The sequence below is a fragment of the Saccharopolyspora sp. NPDC047091 genome (genome assembly GCF_040643635.1).
GTDB lineage: Bacteria > Actinomycetota > Actinomycetes > Mycobacteriales > Pseudonocardiaceae > Saccharopolyspora_C.
Genome location: NZ_JBEYUS010000042.1, coordinates 36,256 through 54,047 on the forward strand (window position 1 = coordinate 36,256; position 17,792 = coordinate 54,047).

At 72.0% G+C, this 17,792-nt stretch carries 14 protein-coding genes; 11 read left to right on the plus strand and 3 right to left on the minus strand.

Features of this window, described 5'->3' with window-relative positions; translation table 11 throughout:
* Nucleotides 1–118: 118 nt before the first annotated feature.
* The 3 genes from ABZ805_RS18645 (at nucleotide 119) to ABZ805_RS18655 (ending at nucleotide 6,515) form a co-directional block, all read left to right on the plus strand.
* On the plus strand, nucleotides 119–1,324 hold the full coding sequence (locus tag ABZ805_RS18645; protein ID WP_358441559.1) for a cytochrome P450: 1,206 nt from the start codon (nucleotides 119–121) through the stop codon (nucleotides 1,322–1,324).
* Nucleotides 1,325–1,545: 221 nt separating this feature from the next.
* Complete coding sequence (locus ABZ805_RS18650; protein WP_358441562.1) at nucleotides 1,546–4,281, plus strand: ferritin-like domain-containing protein; 2,736 nt, start codon at nucleotides 1,546–1,548, stop codon at nucleotides 4,279–4,281.
* Nucleotides 4,282–4,403: 122 nt separating this feature from the next.
* Entirely contained in the window at nucleotides 4,404–6,515 is a 2,112-nt protein-coding gene (locus ABZ805_RS18655) for an aminotransferase class I/II-fold pyridoxal phosphate-dependent enzyme (RefSeq protein ID WP_358441564.1), read from the plus strand.
* A 374-nt stretch (nucleotides 6,516–6,889) separates the two neighbouring features.
* Here ABZ805_RS18655 and ABZ805_RS18660 read toward each other — a convergent pair whose 3' ends face one another.
* Both ABZ805_RS18660 and ABZ805_RS18665 read right to left on the minus strand, forming a co-directional pair.
* The gene (locus ABZ805_RS18660) at nucleotides 6,890–7,276 is read right to left on the minus strand and encodes a hypothetical protein (RefSeq protein WP_358441567.1); all 387 of its coding nucleotides are present in this window, start codon (nucleotides 7,274–7,276) and stop codon (nucleotides 6,890–6,892) included.
* A 185-nt stretch (nucleotides 7,277–7,461) separates the two neighbouring features.
* Complete coding sequence (locus ABZ805_RS18665) at nucleotides 7,462–8,322, minus strand: MBL fold metallo-hydrolase (protein WP_358441570.1); 861 nt, start codon at nucleotides 8,320–8,322, stop codon at nucleotides 7,462–7,464.
* 298 nt (nucleotides 8,323–8,620) lie between these two features.
* Here ABZ805_RS18665 and ABZ805_RS18670 point away from each other — a divergent pair, with 298 nt between their 5' ends.
* The 3 genes from ABZ805_RS18670 (at nucleotide 8,621) to ABZ805_RS18680 (ending at nucleotide 11,115) form a co-directional block, all read left to right on the plus strand.
* Complete coding sequence (locus ABZ805_RS18670) at nucleotides 8,621–9,244, plus strand: DUF3159 domain-containing protein (RefSeq protein ID WP_358441573.1); 624 nt, start codon at nucleotides 8,621–8,623, stop codon at nucleotides 9,242–9,244.
* A gap of 47 nt (nucleotides 9,245–9,291) precedes the next feature.
* Nucleotides 9,292–10,548, plus strand: coding sequence for an alkyl sulfatase dimerization domain-containing protein (locus ABZ805_RS18675; protein WP_358441576.1), 1,257 nt, complete (start codon nucleotides 9,292–9,294; stop codon nucleotides 10,546–10,548).
* Between the two features lie 108 nt (nucleotides 10,549–10,656).
* Nucleotides 10,657–11,115 (plus strand): hypothetical protein, encoded by a 459-nt coding sequence (locus ABZ805_RS18680; protein WP_358441579.1) that lies wholly within the window; start codon nucleotides 10,657–10,659, stop codon nucleotides 11,113–11,115.
* 45 nt (nucleotides 11,116–11,160) lie between these two features.
* Here ABZ805_RS18680 and ABZ805_RS18685 read toward each other — a convergent pair whose 3' ends face one another.
* Nucleotides 11,161–11,796 carry a TetR/AcrR family transcriptional regulator gene (locus ABZ805_RS18685; protein WP_358441581.1) on the minus strand — a complete coding sequence of 212 codons (636 nt, stop codon included), beginning with the start codon at nucleotides 11,794–11,796 and terminating at the stop codon, nucleotides 11,161–11,163.
* Between the two features lie 140 nt (nucleotides 11,797–11,936).
* Between ABZ805_RS18685 and ABZ805_RS18690 the strand changes: the two genes are divergently transcribed.
* From ABZ805_RS18690 to ABZ805_RS18710, 5 genes are read left to right on the plus strand one after another with little or no spacing between them, the layout of a single operon-like run.
* Entirely contained in the window at nucleotides 11,937–12,923 is a 987-nt protein-coding gene (locus ABZ805_RS18690; RefSeq protein WP_358441583.1) for an amidohydrolase family protein, read from the plus strand.
* Entirely contained in the window at nucleotides 12,920–14,086 is a 1,167-nt protein-coding gene (locus ABZ805_RS18695) for a VOC family protein (protein ID WP_358441586.1), read from the plus strand. The genes ABZ805_RS18690 and ABZ805_RS18695 overlap by 4 nt, the downstream gene beginning before the upstream one ends.
* Nucleotides 14,083–15,030: a fumarylacetoacetate hydrolase family protein gene (locus ABZ805_RS18700; RefSeq protein WP_358441589.1), complete on the plus strand. Its 948-nt coding sequence runs from the start codon at nucleotides 14,083–14,085 to the stop codon at nucleotides 15,028–15,030. The genes ABZ805_RS18695 and ABZ805_RS18700 overlap by 4 nt, the downstream gene beginning before the upstream one ends.
* Entirely contained in the window at nucleotides 15,027–16,559 is a 1,533-nt protein-coding gene (locus ABZ805_RS18705) for a bifunctional 3-(3-hydroxy-phenyl)propionate/3-hydroxycinnamic acid hydroxylase (protein ID WP_358441591.1), read from the plus strand. Before ABZ805_RS18700 ends, ABZ805_RS18705 begins: the two co-directional genes overlap by 4 nt.
* Nucleotides 16,556–17,761: an enoyl-CoA hydratase/isomerase family protein gene (locus ABZ805_RS18710; RefSeq protein ID WP_358441594.1), complete on the plus strand. Its 1,206-nt coding sequence runs from the start codon at nucleotides 16,556–16,558 to the stop codon at nucleotides 17,759–17,761. Before ABZ805_RS18705 ends, ABZ805_RS18710 begins: the two co-directional genes overlap by 4 nt.
* Nucleotides 17,762–17,792 lie beyond the last annotated feature (31 nt).

The following is a 17,792-nucleotide window of genomic DNA, read 5'->3' on the forward strand; positions in this document are numbered from 1 at the left end:
GTTGCTCCGGGGCACCTCCGCTGACACACTCGCCGCACAGCGAAGCACGCTCACCCGCGCCTTCTGGGGAATCCGCGCGACGACGCTTCGCTGCCGATGCGGGAAGGACCTCACGCGCATGGCGCCCTCGAGCACGCTCAGCCTGCTCAGCCTCTACCAGCCGGACTGGGCAGCTGATCCGTACGCGCTGTACCACGCGATGCGCGAGGACGGCCCGGTCCAGTGGGACGACTGGATGCGGAGCTGGATCGTCCTCGGTCACGCCGAGATCGCGCAGCTCTCCAAGGACGACCGGCTCTCCGGTGCGCGCATCGGGGACTTCCACGCCCAGCTCCCGGAATCGGTCCGCTCCGATATGAAGCCGCTCGCCGGCGCGCTGTCGGACATGATGCTGTTCAACGAGCCCCCGGAGCACAGCCGCCTGCGCCGCATCATCAAACCGGGACTGACCCCGAGGTTCATCCGGGAGATGCGCCCGCTGATCGCCGAGCGCGCGGAGGAACTCGTGGACGCGGTGCTCGACCAGGGGCACATGGACGTCATCGGCGACTTCTCCGAACCACTGTCCCGGAACGTGATCGCACACCTGGCCGGCGTGCCCGGCCACGCCACCCCGCTACTGGAGAACTGGCAAGGCCTGCTGCACGAGTTCTTCACCCAGTCCTGCGCGGAAGTCCCCCGGGTGAAATCCCTGCGGGCCGCCTTCGACGAGCAGGCCGCGAAGCGACGTGCGGGTACCGCCGACGATCTCTTCAGCCAGGTGATCGCCGGAGCGCTCGAGCGCGAGACCTACACCGACGACGAGGTCTTCGCCAACTTCCTGCTGCTCATCGACGCCGGACAGGCCACCACGACCCACCTCATCGGCAACGCGGTCCTGGCCCTGCTGCGACACCCCGACCAGCTCGCCCGGCTCCGGGCCGATCCCGGTCTCTGCCAGGTCGCGGTCCACGAGTTGATGCGGTACGACAGCTCGGTGCAGTTCACCACCCGTGTCGCGCTGGAGGGCATGGAGGTCGGCGACCAGCACGTCGAGCAGGGCCAGTCCGTCACCCTGGTCCTCGGGGCGGGCAACCGCGACCCGCGCCGCTACGACGACCCGGATCGTCTCGACGTCACCCGCAAAGCGACCGACCACCTGTCGTTCGGACACGGCATCCACTACTGCCTCGGGGCCTCGCTCGCGCTCGCCGAAATCGAGATCGCGCTGCGCGTCCTGCTGGAGCGGACGACCGAACTCAGGCTGCGGACCGACGACCTGGACTGGCTCGACAGCATCAACTTCCGGTTCGCCAAGGAACTGCCGGTCGAGTTCGACACATGACGTCCACGTTGTGACGCACCGTCCATGATGGACGGTTAAGTCCAGGATGAAAGCGCCCTCTCCGGGCGGATTCCTGGCTTCAGGGCCTTGCACCGGTGCCGAAAGGTCCCGATGGTGTCGTTGGTGGGGACATCTCGACGTCCCTCGCGGTCCAGAGCGCATCCGGCCGGACCGCGGCACGACGAACGCCAGACGCTCGACCGGACAGTGGGAGGATCACCGTGACCTACCTCGGACACCCGCGGCTGAACTTCGCGGGTACGTTCCAGTCCGACGCCGCCACGGTGAACAACGCCCAGCCGTACTTCGACAACGACCTGTTCGAACCGCGCTTCCACTGGCGGATGAAGCTCCCGGACGTCAACGGGCTGTGGAACCCCGGCGGCTCCAACGCGCTGCGGCTGCACGACCTGCGCATCACCAGCGCCTGCTACGCCGACGGCCGCACCCTGACGTCGAAGGCCGACGACCCCGCTCTCGAAGGAACGTTGCGGGACGACGATCTCCGCGCCAACGGGAAGTTCGTCGATCTCGACCCGGAGGACCAACTGGTCTCCGAGATCTACGGATTGCGGGTGCGACTCCTGGACGCGGCGGGCAACCGACTCCTCAAAGCCGACTACGCCGTAGCGGCCATGGACGAGATGTGGATGCGGGCGACGCTGCCGTCCGGCCGCGGCGACCCGGCGGCCGTGTACCACTCGGTGCTGACCAACCTGGAGTGGGCGGACCCGCTCGAATCGGCCATCCTGCGCGAGATCCGGGACACCACCGACGACGAAACGCTCTCGATCAAGTTCAACATGGACGGTGTCGAGGACGGAATCGAGGAGTGGAGCGACAACCTCACCTACGGCCGCATGGTGGGGTCGATCGGGCCCTATCGGAGCGGGCAGCCGAAGCACTGGGCGGGAGCCCGTGTTCTGAGTCCCGCCGAAGGCGCGCCGTTCCACCATGCGCCGTGCAGAGTGGACGGTTCGGGAATCGTTTTCGTGGACCTGGGCAACAGCATCAGGGCGTCGACGCGCGGTGGGCCTCTCGTCGAGCTCCCGGCGCTGAGCCTCGCCGCGCTCGACGAGAACGGCACGCCGGAGGTGCTCGCCCCGCTCGACGGCATCGACGAGGGCTTCTACGAACGCGCTGCCGCCATCGTCACCGCTCGGCCCGCCGCCGGTCAGCACCAGGCGATGGCCGGTCGACGACTGGCAGTGGTGGACGACGCACGACCGCCGAAGGTGCTGCTCGCCGAGCCCCACGACGGCGGGACGCTCCACGCCGACAAGTACGTCTTCCGGCTCCATCCCGAGGAGGGGCACGACACCGCGACCGTCGACTTCCGCGCGTTTCGCTTCGGGCGACCCGCCGCCCACGCCGAAATCGCGCTCGGTACCGGCGAAGAGCCCGACGTCGTGGAGTTTCCCCGCAGCGTGACGACCGACGAGCAGGGGCGTGCGCGCATCACCCTCACCGGCCGGGACCCCGGCCATCCCCGCCCGTTGCTCGACGGGCTCACCGTGCGCATCCCCTACCGGTTCGCCGCACGACCGGACGCGCCGTCGGGCCATCTCAGCGTGCGGGTGTTCGACCGCTACACCGGCCCGGAGCGCCCCACCTGGAACCGCGACGTGCGGCCGATCTTCCAGCGATACGCCAACCTCTACCCGGTCATGCATGACCTCTTCGATCTGGGCAACTACCACCACGTCACGCGGCACGGCACCTACATCCGCCGCACGATGCTGGCCCCGCTGGAATCGCCGAACCACATGCCCGTCACCCGAGACCTCTCACCAGGAAAGCGAGACATGATCGTGAAGTGGCTGCGGACCGAGCCCGCTCCCCCGGTGATGGAGATCGGCAGTCCCGAAGAACTGCGTGCCGTGCTGCAGCAGGCCGTCTTGGTCGAGCAGGCCACGGTGCCGCCGTACCTCGCGGCGCTGCTCTCGATCAAGGCGGGCCACAACGTGCGGATCGCCGAGACGATCCGCGGGGTGGTCATCGAGGAGATGCAGCACATGGCCCAGGTCTGCAACCTGCTCAACGCCGTGGGCGGGGCACCGCAGATCGGCAGACCCGGCCTGGTCCCGACCTATCCTGGCAAGCTTCCCGGCCCGGTGCTGCCCGATCTGACCGTACGGCTGCGCACGATGTCCCGCGAGCACGTCAAGGACGTGTTCATGGCGATCGAGCAGCCGGATCATCCCACTGTGGACGGTGAGCCGTTCCGCGGTTCCGTCATCGCACCGAACAGCGTGCGGCTGGACCGTTCCGGCTCCGTGCTGGAGGCCGACGACGGCGCCATGCGGGCACTGGAGGACTGGTTCAACCGGGCCGAGTACACACCGCAGACGATCGGTTGGTTCTACAACCAGATCGCGCGGGCGATCTGCGAACTCGACGACGGCGGGTCGCTGTTCACCGGTGATCCCGCCCGCCAGGTGAGTTGGCCCGACGCGCCGGGCACGCTCTACAAGGTCACCGACAAGCGCTCCGCGTTGCTGGCCATCTACCAGATCATCGAGGAGGGCGAGGGAAGCCCGCACGACCTCGACGGTGACGGCGTCCTCGATCCCGACGAGTTCGGCCACTACTACCGCTTCCAGGAGATCGTGGAGGGACGTCGACTCGTCCGGAACGACCGCGGTGCGTGGGTGTTCGAGGGAGCCGAGGTGCCCTTCGACCCGGCCGGGGTCCATCCGGTCGTGGACGACGCGGACACCTACCGCCTCCCCGCCGACTCCCCCGGCAGGCGCGAATCGGTGGCCTGCGACGAGTCCTACACGAACATGCTCACCGCGTTGCACCGCGTGTTCAACGGCCATCCCGACGAACTCGACGACTCCGTCGGGCTGATGTACCAGCTCCAGGTGCAGGCCAAGAAGCTCCACGACATGCCGTCCGGGGACGGCGACACCGTGCTCGGACCCGCGTTCCAGTCCCCCGGTGTCGAGTTCTGACACCGGCCGCCGTTGACTCCGCCCTCGCGACTGTCCAGTGAGGACGAACTCATCGGAACTACTCATCCGTATGTGAAGGGGTACACATGGGCCGGATGCCGACCGAGACCGGGTCCTCACGAGTGGCACGACAGGACGGAGTGCTCAGGCTGCACTGCAACGAGAGCGCCTATCCGCCACCACCCGCCGCACTCGGCGCGGCGACCGAGGAACTCGTCAACGCCTGCACGTCCTATCCGGACAGCGACTGCGCGGAACTGCGCGAACGGGTCGCCGAGTACCACGGTCTCAAGTCCGACATGGTGGTCGTGGGCAACGGGGCCGACGAACTCGTGCTGCTGACCTCGATGACCTTCCTCGGCTCCGACGACACGGTTCTCGTCACCGATTCGACGTTCCCCGGATACGCCTCCTCGGCGCGCGTGGTCGGCGCCCGCGTCCACAGCCTGCCGCTGGACGACTACCGGGTGCCGGTCGACGCCGTGGTGCAGGCGATGGCCGCGCCGGAGGAAAGAGCGCCCACGCTGGTGTTCGTCTGCAACCCGCACAACCCGGCGGGAACGGTGCTCGAGCCCTCCGACGTCGAGAGGATCCTCACGGCCGCCGAGGCCGCCGGCGTGATCCCGGTGTTCGACGAGGCGTACATGGAGTTCGCGGGGCCGGACCACGAATACGCGATCAGCGCGGTCCGCGCCGGTCGCCGTCTGCTGGTGCTCCGCACTTTCTCCAAGGCGTGGGGGCTGGCATCCCTGCGACTCGGTTGCGCGCTCGGTCCGGCGGACCTGGTCGAGCGCATCCGCCGGACCCGGGAGCCGCTGCCGTTCAGCGTCAATCGAATCGCCCAGCAGGCCGGGGCCGCGGCGCTGGAGTCCCGCGACTACGTCGACGAGGTGCGGCGGAAGACGGTCGCGGCGCGGGAACACTTCTGCGCGCGCCTGACCGAGATGGGCGTGGCGTTCCAGCCTTCCGCCACGAACTTCGTGCTCGTCAAGCCGCCCGGCAACAGCGCTGAGATCGCCGCGCGGCTGAAGCAGGACCACGACATCCTGGTCCGGGACCTGAGCATGTTCGGTCTGCCCGCCCACCTGCGGGTCACCGTCGGTACGACGGAGCAGGTGGACCGGTTCTGCGATGCGCTGGCCACCATCCTCGAAGACTCCGAAGTGCACAACGAGTTGAACACCGGCCTCGGCGCTCCGAAGGGCCGCATTCAGGTGGCCACCGGACCCGTCATCGAACCGGCGGCGCTGTTCAACGGCTACGTGGGCGCCAACGTGGTCTTCGCCCTGACCGAGCTGAACGTCTGGCAGCACCTCCAGGACGGTGCGCGACCGTTCGACGCCCTCCCCCCGCTGACCGGAGCGGAGCCGTCGAAGCTGCTCGCGCTCCTGCGCGCCGCCGCGCTGCTCGGCTACGTCGAGGTGAGTTCCGCTGTCACTCCTTCGGATCCGGGGACCGCGAGCACGGTCGCGCTGACCGACGCCGGACGGGTGCTGGCGCGTCACCGAGGTTTCTTCACCTGGGGAGTCGGCGGGTACAGCGACGTGCTGCTCCACCTCGCCGACCTGGCCACGGGCCGGGCCACCTTCGGCACGGACGTCGACCGCGACGGCGGCAAGGTCGCCGTCGGCTCCGGTCTGGTCGGTGAAGAACTCATGCTGCGCACCGAGCACGAGGTCGTCGCGGACGTCGATTTCGGCACCGTCGCGGACCTCGGGTGCGGTGATGCCTCCCGGTTGATCCGGCTGTGCGGATCGAACGAGGCGCGCAACGGGCTCGGAATCGACACCAGCCGGGGAGCCTGCGAAAAGGCGGTCAAACGCGTCGCCGACGCGGGGCTAGGACACCGCGTGGAAGTCGTGTGCGCCGATGTCCTCGACGTCCTCGACGAGCGGACGTTCCCCGGCGTCGAGCTGGTCACGAGCTTCCTCATGATGCACGACCTGTTCGAGAGCAGCGGTGACCCGGCAGGCACGATGCGGATGCTGCGCAAGGTGTTCCCCGACGCCAAGTGGTTCCTGGTCGGCGACACCGTCAGCCAGGACTGGAGTATCTCGCCCAGCACGCTGCCGATCTTCTCCGTCGAGTTCGAGCTGGTCCACGCCTTCATGGACACGCCGATCGCGAGCCGCCGCGCCTACGAAGACGCCTTCGCGGCGGCGGGCCTGCGGGTTCAGCGCCGCGAGCCGTTCGGCGCACCGTCGACGTGGCTGTGGCTGCTCGCCGCGGAATAGCGTCCGCCGTGCTGGCGTCGTTCCGCGAGGGCGGTCAGCCGCAGCTCGATGCTCCGGCTGCCGGCCGTGCACTCGGTCGCGCCCGCGTGTTCGCCACCCGCGCGGAAGTGCGCCGTCCAGCACCTCGTCGACGCCTCGCTTCGCCACCGCAGCAGGCCGACCCCTGATCGGGACGACGCCACACCAGGAGCGGGAGCACGACCGACCACCCGAGTAGAACCCGGCCCCGGCTGAAGAGCATCGCTGAGCACTCGTCAGCCGGGCCGGAGTGTGGAGCGGGTCAGCGACCGGATGTCCGGTGCGACGCCAGGTGAAGCAACCGACGCCGCTACCCGCTCGGTCCGCTCCAGGCCCGCGTCCGCCGGAGGGCGGGGTCAGGCGGGGGCCGGGTTCCGGAGGTGGTCGAGCACGCTTTGGGCGGACTCGCACGCGAACTGGTGGCGGAGGCCGTAGAGGTCCCAGTGCCGGTCGATGGTGGCCGGGTCGGTCACCCTCGCCTCCTCCTGGTGCAGGGCGAGGTCGCCCGCGCTCCGAGCGGACAGCAGCGCAAGGTGAGCGGCCCGGACCTCCTCCGACCGCTCGACGTCCACCAGCGCCAGCAGTTCTTCCAGTTCCGCGGCATCCAGCACCCGGGGCAGCGAGTTCCGGGCCCAGTCGGCGCCCCAGTACCGCAGCCGGAGCTCCGGGGTGCGCGCACCGGCGCGGAGTCCACCCAGGTAGGCCGGTAGCGGTCGTAGCGCGACCACCCGCTCGGGTGCCACGTGCCGCGGCCGGCCGCGGACTGCAGGGCGAGTTGGGCGGTGTCCACCCACCAGCTCACCCACGACGATTCGGTGCGCGTCGATGACGAACCCCTTCCGCCCGGACCTGGACCGGTCGACCGGAAGCGGACCTCGCCGACGACCCCACCGGGGATTCCCCACCAACGGGCCTGCGCCTTCGGAGCTCAGCCGACGACGACGGAGTCGAGGTCCGAGCCGACGACGAGCGGGCCGGTCCAGCCGCCGTCGCGCACCTCGCGCTCGTAGGCGGCGCGGTCCTCATCGCTCTCCGGCGCGGGGATGAGGTGGGTGAGCACCAGTTTCCCGACGCCCGCCTTCGCGGCGAGCTCGCCGAGGGCGACGGTGTCCGCGTGGTAGCTGAAGATCGTCTCGAAGGCGGAGCCGGCGACGAACGGCTGCAGCGAGGAAGCCCGGCACGCCTCGTGCACGAGCACGTCGGCGCCGCGCGCGAGGTCCTGGACCTCGTCGCAGACGCGGGTGTCCCCGGAGACCACCACGACGGCGTCGGGCGTGGTGATCCGGTAGGCGACGGCCTGCTCGACGGGTTCGTGCCGGACCCGCACGGCCTCCACCCGCACCCGGCCGGTGGGGTCGGCCCACACCTCGGTCGGCGCCTCGGGCAGCGGGAACAGGGTCGGCACCAGGCTCGGCGGGTTCTCCTGCACGTGCTCGCGGCGCACGGCCACGTCGTACTCGTAGGCGTCGAGGACGCGGTCCAGGAAGCGGCGGGCGTGCCCGTCGCAGGCGACGACCGGCAGCGGGCCGGAGCCGACGAGGTGGTCCTGCACCCAGCGGGTGTGCACCAGGTCGGCGACGTCGACGACGTGGTCGCTGTGCAGGTGGGTCAGCAGCAGCGCGGAGAGGTCGTGCGGGAGGACGCCGAGCCCGGCCAGCCGCAGCGTGGTGCCGCGACCCGCGTCGACCTGGATCGCGATGTCCTCGTGGCGGATCAGGGTGCCGGCGCCCGCGCGGTCCGCACTGGGGAAGGGGACGCCGGTTCCGGTCAAGGTCACCGTGGTGCTCATGTTCGCTCCTGAGAAGTCGGCCACTTAGTGCAGTATCACTGCAATATAACCACCCGAGGACGAGCCGCGACCGTCGACCCCGGATTTTCTGACGTGACACTCGTAAGTGATGATACGATCAGAAACATCGCGGAGCCGAACCGCGCGGACCGGGATCCCCGGGCGCCACCGCGGTTTCCGCCGGCCGCCCGGACGTGGGCGCGACCACCCACGACCCCGTTTCCACCCGAGCCCGACCCGCGCAGCTCCGGACTATTGCAGTCCGGCTGCACCACCTGCCGAGCACGTGGAGAACCCGATGAACGACACCGACTCCGCCGCACCGCCCTCCCGCCCCGGCGCGGGCGCGGTGCTGCGGCACATCGTGGACGCGGCCGCACCGCCGTTCACCTTCCTGCTGCTGAACACCCCGTGGGGCGCCCGCCGCGCCGCGCTCGCCGCCCTGCTGGTCGCCGTGGCCATCGCCGCGCTGCGCCGCTACCGCGGCGAACCGCTCGGCATGGTCATCGCCTCCACCGGCTTCGTCGCGCTGCACAGCGCCGGGGCGATCGTCATGGGCGAGGGCAAGGCGTTCTTCCTGCCCGAGCTGCTCATCAACCTCGCGGCGCTGCTGGTCTGCGCCGGGTCGCTGCTGGCGCACCGCCCGATCACCGCCGTGGTCTGCCGCAAGCTCGGCGTCACCCCCGCCGACGTGCCGCACGACCGGCGCGCCACGCGCAGGCACCGGGCCCTCACCGCCGCCTGGGCGGCGATGTGGCTGCTGCACCTGCTGCCGCTGGCCTACCTGTACTCGATCGACTCCGTCGTCGGGCTCACCGTGCTCGGCACCTTCTTCAACAAGCCCACCCTGCTGGCGATGGCCGCCGCGACCGTGGTCGTCGAACGCCGCGCCACCCGGGCCCCGGCACCCGCCGCCGCGTGAACCCGCAGCACCTTCCGCACCTTCCGCACCACGACGAGAGGAACACCATGACCGAATCCATCCTGCGCACCGCCGAACGGGTCTGGACCGGGGAGGCGCAGCTCGCCGAGCTCGCCGGGCACTCCGCGATGTCGCCGCCGGAGGAGGTCGCCGACGGCGTGTTCATGGTGCCGGGCTTCAGCCACGCCTTCGCGGTGCGCCACGACGAAGGCCTGCTGCTGTTCGACACCGGCTCGGCGATGCTCGCCGACAACCTGCACCGCGCGGTGCGGGGCTGGAGCGACGCGCCGGTCACGCACGCCGTCTTCTCGCACGGGCACGCCGACCACGTCTTCGGCCTCGGCCCGTTCGAGGCGGCGGGCGACCGCCCCGTCGTCGTCGCGCACCAGAACGTGGCGAAGCGCTTCGACCGCTACGTGCGCACCAACGGCTACAACGGGGTCATCAACCGGCGGCAGTTCCAGCTGCCGGACCTGACCTGGCCCAGCGAGTTCCGGCGCCCCGACGTCACGTTCACCGACGCGCACCGCATCGAGGTCGGCGGGCTCGCGCTGGAGCTGACCCACCACCGCGGCGAGACCGACGACCACGCCGTCGGCTGGCTGCCGGACCGCAAGATCCTGTTCCCCGGGGACCTGTTCATCGGTCTCGCACCGAATGCGGGGAACCCGCAGAAGGTGCAGCGCTTCCCCGAGGAGTGGGCCGTCGCGCTGCGCTGGATGGCCTCGCTCGGCGCCGAGCTGATGCTCGGCAGCCACGGCGTGCCGGTGGTCGGCGCCGACCGCATCCGGGAGGTGCTGGAGAACAGCGCCGCCTACCTGGAGAGCCTCGTCGAGCAGACGCTGGCGTGTCTCAACGAAGGCGCCACCCTCGTCGACACCCTGCACCGGGTGCAGGTCCCCGACGAGCTCGCCGGGCTGCACTACCTGCAACCGCTCTACGACGAGCCGGAGTTCGTGGTCCGCAACGTCTGGCGGCTCTACGCGGGCTGGTACGACGGCAACCCGGCGCACCTCAAGCCCGCGACCGACGCGGCGCTGGCCGCCGAGCTCGCGGGGCTGTGCGGGGGCGCGGAGGCGCTGGCCGAGCGGGCGACCGCGCTCGCCGCGGAGGGATCGTTGCGGCTGGCCTGCCACGTCGCCCAGCTCGCGGGCGACGCGGCCCCGGACAGCGCCGTCGTGCAGCGCGCTCGCAAGCAGGTCTACGCGAGCCGTGCGGCGGCGGAGCTCAGCACGATGTCCAAGGGCATCTTCAGCTGGGCGGAGACCGAATCCGACACCGCGCTGGCGAAGCTGACCGGCTGAGCCGAGTTCGCGGACCGCGGGGCGGTGGTGCCGGATCACCGCCGCCCGGTCCGGGCGGCGGGAACCCCCACAGCGCAACGGGATTCGCCCGGAGAGGACCGCTCCCCCATGTCCGCAGCACCTCGCACGTTCTCCCGGCGGTGGGTGCCGACGATCGCGCGGTGGCCCGCCCGGCTGGACGGCGGTCAGGTCAGCTCGGTGCCGGTGCTCACCCCGGATCGGACGGCGACCGCGCTGGAGGTCGCGGGCGGGCGGCCCGATCCGGCGGCGCCGCTGGACGGGGCGAGCCTCGCCGGGTACCTGCTGCGCGGGGAGGGGCCGCCGGAGCGGGACCTGTTCTGGCGGCACCGCGGGGAACGGGCGCTGCGCCGCGGGAAGTGGAAGTACCACCGCGCCGAACGGGCGAAGCTGCCGGTGAACCACGGCCGGGACGTGCTGTTCGACCTGGAGCAGGACCCGTCGGAGTGCGCCGACCACTCGCTGCGGGAACCGGCGTTGCTGGCCGAGCTCCGGGCTGCGTGGGAGGCGGTCGACGCCGGGCTGCTGCCCTACCCGCCCGCGGTGTGAACAGCGCGGGGAACGTCCGGTGCGGCCGGGCGTTCCCCCGCTCGCTCAGCCGAGTTCGGGCAGCGGCCTGCGGGCGACCTCGGCGGCCTCGTCGACGCTGAGCCCGTAGCTGCGCAGCACCATCTCGGCGAGCTCGGTCGCCGCCGCGTCGCCGTCCAGCTCGGGGTGGGAGAACCGCAGCTCGACGAGCGCGAGCAGGCTGCCCGCGAGCGCGGTGAGCGCGATCAGCGGGTCCACGGCGAGGAATCGCCCCTCCGCCACGCCCCGTTCCAGGTCGCGCAGCGCGCGCGGGGCGAGCCCGACCCCGGAGTGCATGTGGTCGCGCGCCCGGTGGCGCAGGATCTGCATCACCTCCGGGTCGGAGTCGACCATGCGGGCGCTGAGCCGGAAGCCGCCGGAGACGAGTTCCGCCGGGTCCTCGACTCCGCTGAGGTGGTCGTCGAAGGCGCGGCCGAACTCCTCCAGCACGTCGACGACGGCCGCGTCGAACAGCTGCGCCTTGGACTCGAAGTGGTTGTAGAAGGAGCCGAATCCGACGTCGGCCCGCTCGGCGATGAGCTGGATGCTCACGGCGGTGTCGCCGCCCTCGGCGAGGATCTGCCGAGCCGCGCGCACGAGCGCCTGCCGCGTCGCGGCGCGACGCCGGTCGTTGCGGTTTCCGGTGGTGGCTGGGGTGGGCATGTGGTCCAGCGTAACAAGTCGACTGACGAAATCCGCTTTTTTGATGCTCTCATCACTTTCTCAGACTCCCGCTGTTGACGATGATCTCCACATACTTGATGCTTTCATCAGCAACACGGGAAGGCCGAGCCAGGAGCACCATGAACCCGACCCCACCGCTGCGCGACGCCATCGACGTGCACGCGCACTACGTCACCCCGCGGCTGCGGGCCGCGATGGTGGCCGCCGGGCACGCCGAACCCGACGGGATGCCCGCGATCCCCGGCTGGAGCCCCGAAGCCGCGCTGGCGGACATGGACTCGATCGGTGTCGCGGCCGCGCTGCTGTCGGTGTCCTCCCCCGGAGTCCACTTCGGATCCGACGCCGACGCCCGGCGGCTCGCCAGGGACGTGAACGCCGAAGGCGCCGAGATCGTGGCCGCCCGGCCGGACCGGTTCGGGCTGCTCGCCTCGCTCCCGCTGCCGGACCTCCCCGGCGCGCTCGCGGAGGTCGAGCACGCCTTCGACGAGCTCGGCGCGGACGGCCTCACCCTGCACACGCACTACGCGGGCGTGCACCTCGGCCACCCCGACCACGAACCGCTGCTGTCCGCATTGGACGAACGCGGAGCGGTGGTGCTGCTGCACCCGACCTCGCCGCCCTGCGCGGCGGAGATCAGCGCCGGAATCCCCCGCCCGGTGCTGGAATTCCCGTTCGAGACCACCCGCGCGGTCGCCTCCCTGGTGCTCAGCGGAGCCCTCGACCGCCATCCGCGCATCCGGTTCGTCGTCCCGCACGCCGGAGCCGCGCTCCCCGTGCTGGCCGACCGGATCGCGATGGCCCCCGCGCTCACCGGCGGACCGCAGGTCGACGTGCTCGGCGCGCTGCGCGGACTGCACTACGACCTGGCCGGGTTCGCGCTGCCGCACCAGCTGCCCGCGCTGCTGCGGCTGGTCGGCCCGGACCGGCTGCTCTACGGCAGCGATCTCCCGTTCACCCCCGCCTGGGCCGCCCGCGGCCTCGCCGAAGCGCTCGCCGCCGACCAGGCGCACCTCGACCAGCACCGCATGCAGCGCGGCGCCGCCGAAGCCCTCTTCCCCCGGCTCGCCACCGAACCGCCGACCGCACCGAAAGGCGACCAGCGATGACCATCGAGATACCCGCACCCGACGACCTGCCCACCGACGCGCACAGCGGCCTGCACAGCGAACGGGGCGCGCTGCCCGGCGAACACCCCGGCCGCGCCCGCGACCCGATCATCAAGGTCCGCGACCTGGCCTGGCTGGAGTTCGAGAAGCCCGACCTGGACCGCACCGAGCACTTCGCCCGCGACTTCGGCTTCACCGTCGCCGCCCGCACCCGCGAAGAACTGCGGCTGCGCGGCAGCTTCCCCGGCACCGACTCGCTGGTGATCCGGCGGGGCTCCCGCTCCCGGTTCACCGGCCCGGTGTTCCAGGCCGCCGCGGCCGAGGACCTCGACCGGCTCGCCCGGCACGCCGGCGCCCGGGTCCGCGGGCTCGGCGCGGGCCGCCCCGGCCGGATCGCCGAGCTCACCGACCCCTCCGGCATCGCCGTCGGCGTGGTGCACGGCGCCGAGGAGCACGCGGAGCTGCCCGGCCAGGTCCCGCTCACCCTCAACACCGGGCTCGGCCCCGACCGCTTCGCCGCGCCCCGGATCAACCGCACCCAGCGGGCCGCGCTCGAACCCGCCCGGGTGCAGCGGCTCGGGCACGTGGTGCTGGAGACGCCGCGGTTCCAGACCGCGCTGAACTGGTACCTGCACACCCTCGGGCTCATCGTCAGCGACTTCCTGCACCTGCCCGACGACCGGTCCTTCGGCCCGACGATGGCGTTCATCCGCTGCGACCGCGGCGGCGAACCCGCCGACCACCACACCCTCGCGATGCACCTCGGCCCGTCCACCGGGTACGTGCACTCCGCGTACCAGGTCAGCGACCTCGACGCGCTCGCCGCGGGCGGTCGCTACCTGGGCGAACGCGGCTACAAGCGGGCCTGGGGCATCGGCAGGCACGTGCAGGGCAGCCAGCTGTTCGACTACTGGCGCGACCCGGACGGCCTGATGGTCGAGCACTTCGCCGACGGCGACCTGTTCGACGCCTCCGTCGAACCCGGCTGGGCGAGCATGTCCGCCACCGGGCTCGCCCAGTGGGGGCCGCCGGTCACCCGCGACTTCCTCGGCGCTGCCCCGTCCCCCGCCAAGCTGCGCGAGATCTTCGACAGCGTGCGCGGGGAAGGCACCGAACTGACCACCGCCCGCCTGCTGAGCCTGCTGAAAGCGATGAACTCATGAGCACCTCCGTCCTGCGCACCACCGACGACTGGTACGTCGAGCTCCCCGGCACGGGCCGCGCCGTCCGGATCGACACCGCCGCGCGCACCACCGCCGACCTGTTGGCCGACCGCGCCGCGATCGACGCGGCCGCCGCCGGGGACGGGGACGCGGACGTGGCGGTCGCCGAGCTGGAACTCGCCTCCCCCGTCACCGCGCCCTGCCGCGTCGTCGCCCAGATGGTCAACTACAAGTCGCACGCCCGGGAATCCGGCTTCGACCCCGACCAGGTCCCGCCGACGTTCTTCCGCAAGGCCTCGCACTCGGTGACCGGCCCGAACTCCGCCGTGGTGCGGCCCGAGCACGTGCGGCTGCTGGACTACGAGGTCGAACTCGGTCTGGTCCTCGGTGCCTCGCTGCCGGTCGGGACCGAGGTCACCGAAGCCGACTTGCCGCGCTACGTCGCCGGGCTCGTCGTCACCGACGACGTCAGCGCCCGCGACGTGCAGCTGCCGAAGGGCCAGTTCTACGAGGCGAAGTCCTATCCCACCTTCACCCCCGTCGGCCCGCGCCTGGTGCTGCTGGACGCCGCGGACTTCGCGCGGCTGGGCCGGTTGCGGCTGCGGCTGGAGGTCAACGGCGTGGTCCGCCAGGACCGCACCACCGCCGACATGATCGTCGAACCGGCCCGCGCGCTCGGTCTGCTCGCCCGCTTCCAGCCGCTGGACCCGGGCGACCTGGTGCTCACCGGCACACCCGGCGGCACCGCGCTGCAGGCACCCGCGAAGGTCCTCGAGGTGATCGGCGGGCTGCTGCCCCCGGCGAAGAAGTGGAAGGCCTTCGTCGACCGCCAGGCCGCGAACCCGGCCTACCTGCGGCACGGCGACGTGATCACCGCGTCCATCGCCACCGACGACGGCGCACTCGACCTGGGCACCCAGCGCACCACCGTGGAGCACCGATGAGCGACCGCGTCCCCGTCGTGGTGATCGGTGCCGGGCCGACCGGGATCACCGCGGCCTCCCTGCTCGCCGGGTTCGGCGTGGACTGCCTGGTGCTGGACCGCTTCACCGAGGTCTACCCGCGGCCGCGGGCCGTGCACCTGGACGAGGAGGTGCACCGGATCCTCGCCCGCCTCGGCGTCGCCGAGGAGTTCGCCGCGATCTCGCTGCCCTCCCCCGGCCTGCGCCTGGTCGACGCCGACACCGAGGTGCTCGCCGAGTTCGGGCGCACCCGCGGCCCCGGCGTGCACGGCTTCCCCGAGGCCAGCATGTTCGACCAGCCCGAGCTGGAGCGGCTGCTGCGGCGCAACCTCGCCCGCCACCCGCGGGCCCGGCTGCGCGGCGGCGTGGAGGTCACCGGACTGGTGCGGCACGAGCTCGCGGGCGACGGCGCGGTCACCGTCGAGTACCGCGACACCACCACCGGCGAGACCGGGGCGGTGCTCGCCGACCGGGTGCTCGGCTGCGACGGCGCGAACAGCATCGTGCGGGCATCGATCGGCGCGCGGATGACCGATCTCGGCTTCCAGCAGCGCTGGCTGGTCGCCGACATCGCCACCACCAACGACCTGGGCCGCTGGGACGGCACGCACCAGCTGTGCTCCGCCGAGCGGTCCGCGAGCTTCATGCGCGTCGGCCCGGACCGCTACCGCTGGGAATTCCAGCTGCTGCCGGGGGAATCCGCCGCCGACTACCCCGACATCGCGGCGCTGCGGCCGCTGCTGCGGCCCTGGGTGCGGGACGAGCCGGAGCTGGAACTGCTGCGCGTCACCGACTACACGTTCCACGCGCAGGTCGCCGACCGCTGGCGCGACGGGCCGGTGTTCCTGCTCGGCGACGCCGCGCACCTCACCCCGCCGTTCATCGGGCAGGGCATGGGCGCGGGGATGCGGGACGCGCAGAACCTGGCGTGGAAGCTGGCCGGAGTGCTCCGCGGCGAACTGCCCGAGTCCGATGTGGACAGCTACCAGGTGGAACGGCGCAGGCACGCGGCGACGATGGTCCGCGCGGCGGTCGCGATGGGGCGGGCCATGACCGGCGGCGGGCGCACCGCGGACCTGCTGCGCCGGACGTTGCTGCCGAAGCTGCTGCAGGTGCCCGGACTGCACTCGGTGCTGGGCGAGGGATCGAGCCCCGCGCTGGGCCGCTCCTCGCTGGTGCGCGCGCGACCCGGGCTCGCGGGACGGCTGTGCCCGAACGCGGAACTCGCCCCCGGCTCGCGCTTCGACGACCTGGCGGGCGGGCGGTTCGCGCTCGTCACCGACCTGCCGCTGGACGCCGGGGAACTGCACGAGGTGGAACGCGCCGGGGCGCTGCCCGTGCTCGTCACGCCGGAGGAACCGCTGGGCCGTTGGCTGGACGGTGAGCGGGCCGCCCTGGTCCGCCCGGATGCGACGGTGCTCGCCGCCGGGAACGCGCTGCGGCCGGTGCTGGCCCCGCTGTCGGAAGGAGGACGGCGCGTGGCGCCGCCGACCGGAGGAGGGGCGCGGTGAAGGCCGTCGAGCAGGAGTACGCCACGCTGCGCGTGGTGCAGGACGGCCGGGTGCTCACCGCGTTCGTCGAAGCACCGCCGCACAACTACATGACCGCCGCGATGCAGCGGGACTTCATCGCCCTGGTCGACGCGGTGGAGCACGACCGGAGCATCGGCGCGGTCGTCGTCACCGGCGGGGTGCCCGGCAGGTACATCACGCACTACGACATCGGGGACCTGCTCGCCGCGTCCGAAGGTTCGCGGACGCGCTCGCGCCGCGCCACGGCGGCGGTGGTGCGCTCGGTGGCGCTGCTGCACCGGCGCGGCGGGGCCACCGCGCGCCGGCTGCTGCGGCGCGGCCCGCTCGCCGAGGTGCACCGGCTCGTGGCGTTCAACCTGGCGCTGGAACGCGTCCTGCGCTCGCCCGCGGTGTGGATCGCGGCGGTCGACGGCCCGTGCGGTGGCGGCGGGCTGGAGATGTCGGTGTTCTTCGACCTGCGGTTCTGCTCCGAGTCCGCGCGCTTCGTGCTGCCGGAGCTGAGCATCGGGCTGTCCACCACCTTCGGCGGGCGGCGGCTGGCGCAGCTGGTCGGACCGTCCCGGGCGCTGGAGCTGATGCTGTCGGCACGACCGCTCGACGCCGCGGAGGCGCAGCGGTGGGGGCTGGTGGACGAGGTGGTGGTGAGTCCGGTGGCCGGGCGCGGCTCGGTGGTCGACGGGGTCTCGTCCGTCGGGGTCTCCGCTGTCGGCTCCTCGCCGGACCGGACTCCGGCAGGCGGGGCCCGCACGGGGGTGGCCGCCCCCGATGCGAACGGGACCGCGCTGAACGGGACCGTCGTCGACGGGACCGCGCTGGGCGGGACCGCGCCGAGCGGGACCGCGCCGAGCGCCGCCACGCCGGGCGGGACCACGCCGCCCCGCCCGGCTGCACCAGGTGCGGTGCTGGCCCGCGCCCAGCACCGCGCCGCGGTGTTCGCCCGGCGGCCCCGGGACGTGGTGGCCGCGCAGAAGCAGCTGTTCCACGACCCCGACGCCACCACCGCGACCGAGAGCCTGCTGCGCGAGCTCGTCGCGCAGGGCGTCGGCGTGCCCACCGAGCGGGTCCGGTCGGCGCTGCGGCGCTGGCTGGAACTCCAAGGCCCGGACGGGGATTCGACCTTCCTCACCGATCCGCGCCCCTGGCAGGACGGCACCGCCGTCGACCTCGTCCGAGACCGGTGATCCGCGCGGCCACGAGCAGCCCAGCTCGGCG

Bases quoted from the DNA above. Each gene is read 5' to 3' on its own strand.
- ABZ805_RS18680 (WP_358441579.1), top strand. From the start codon at position 10,657: ATGTCCGCAGCACCTCGCACGTTCTCCCGGCGGTGGGTGCCGACGATC.
- ABZ805_RS18685 (WP_358441581.1), bottom strand. From the start codon at position 11,796: ATGCCCACCCCAGCCACCACCGGAAACCGCAACGACCGGCGTCGCGCC.
- ABZ805_RS18675 (WP_358441576.1), top strand. From the start codon at position 9,292: ATGACCGAATCCATCCTGCGCACCGCCGAACGGGTCTGGACCGGGGAG.
- ABZ805_RS18700 (WP_358441589.1), top strand. From the start codon at position 14,083: ATGAGCACCTCCGTCCTGCGCACCACCGACGACTGGTACGTCGAGCTC.
- ABZ805_RS18690 (WP_358441583.1), top strand. From the start codon at position 11,937: ATGAACCCGACCCCACCGCTGCGCGACGCCATCGACGTGCACGCGCAC.
- ABZ805_RS18670 (WP_358441573.1), top strand. From the start codon at position 8,621: ATGAACGACACCGACTCCGCCGCACCGCCCTCCCGCCCCGGCGCGGGC.
- ABZ805_RS18665 (WP_358441570.1), bottom strand. From the start codon at position 8,322: ATGAGCACCACGGTGACCTTGACCGGAACCGGCGTCCCCTTCCCCAGT.
- ABZ805_RS18645 (WP_358441559.1), top strand. From the start codon at position 119: ATGGCGCCCTCGAGCACGCTCAGCCTGCTCAGCCTCTACCAGCCGGAC.
- ABZ805_RS18705 (WP_358441591.1), top strand. From the start codon at position 15,027: ATGAGCGACCGCGTCCCCGTCGTGGTGATCGGTGCCGGGCCGACCGGG.
- ABZ805_RS18695 (WP_358441586.1), top strand. From the start codon at position 12,920: ATGACCATCGAGATACCCGCACCCGACGACCTGCCCACCGACGCGCAC.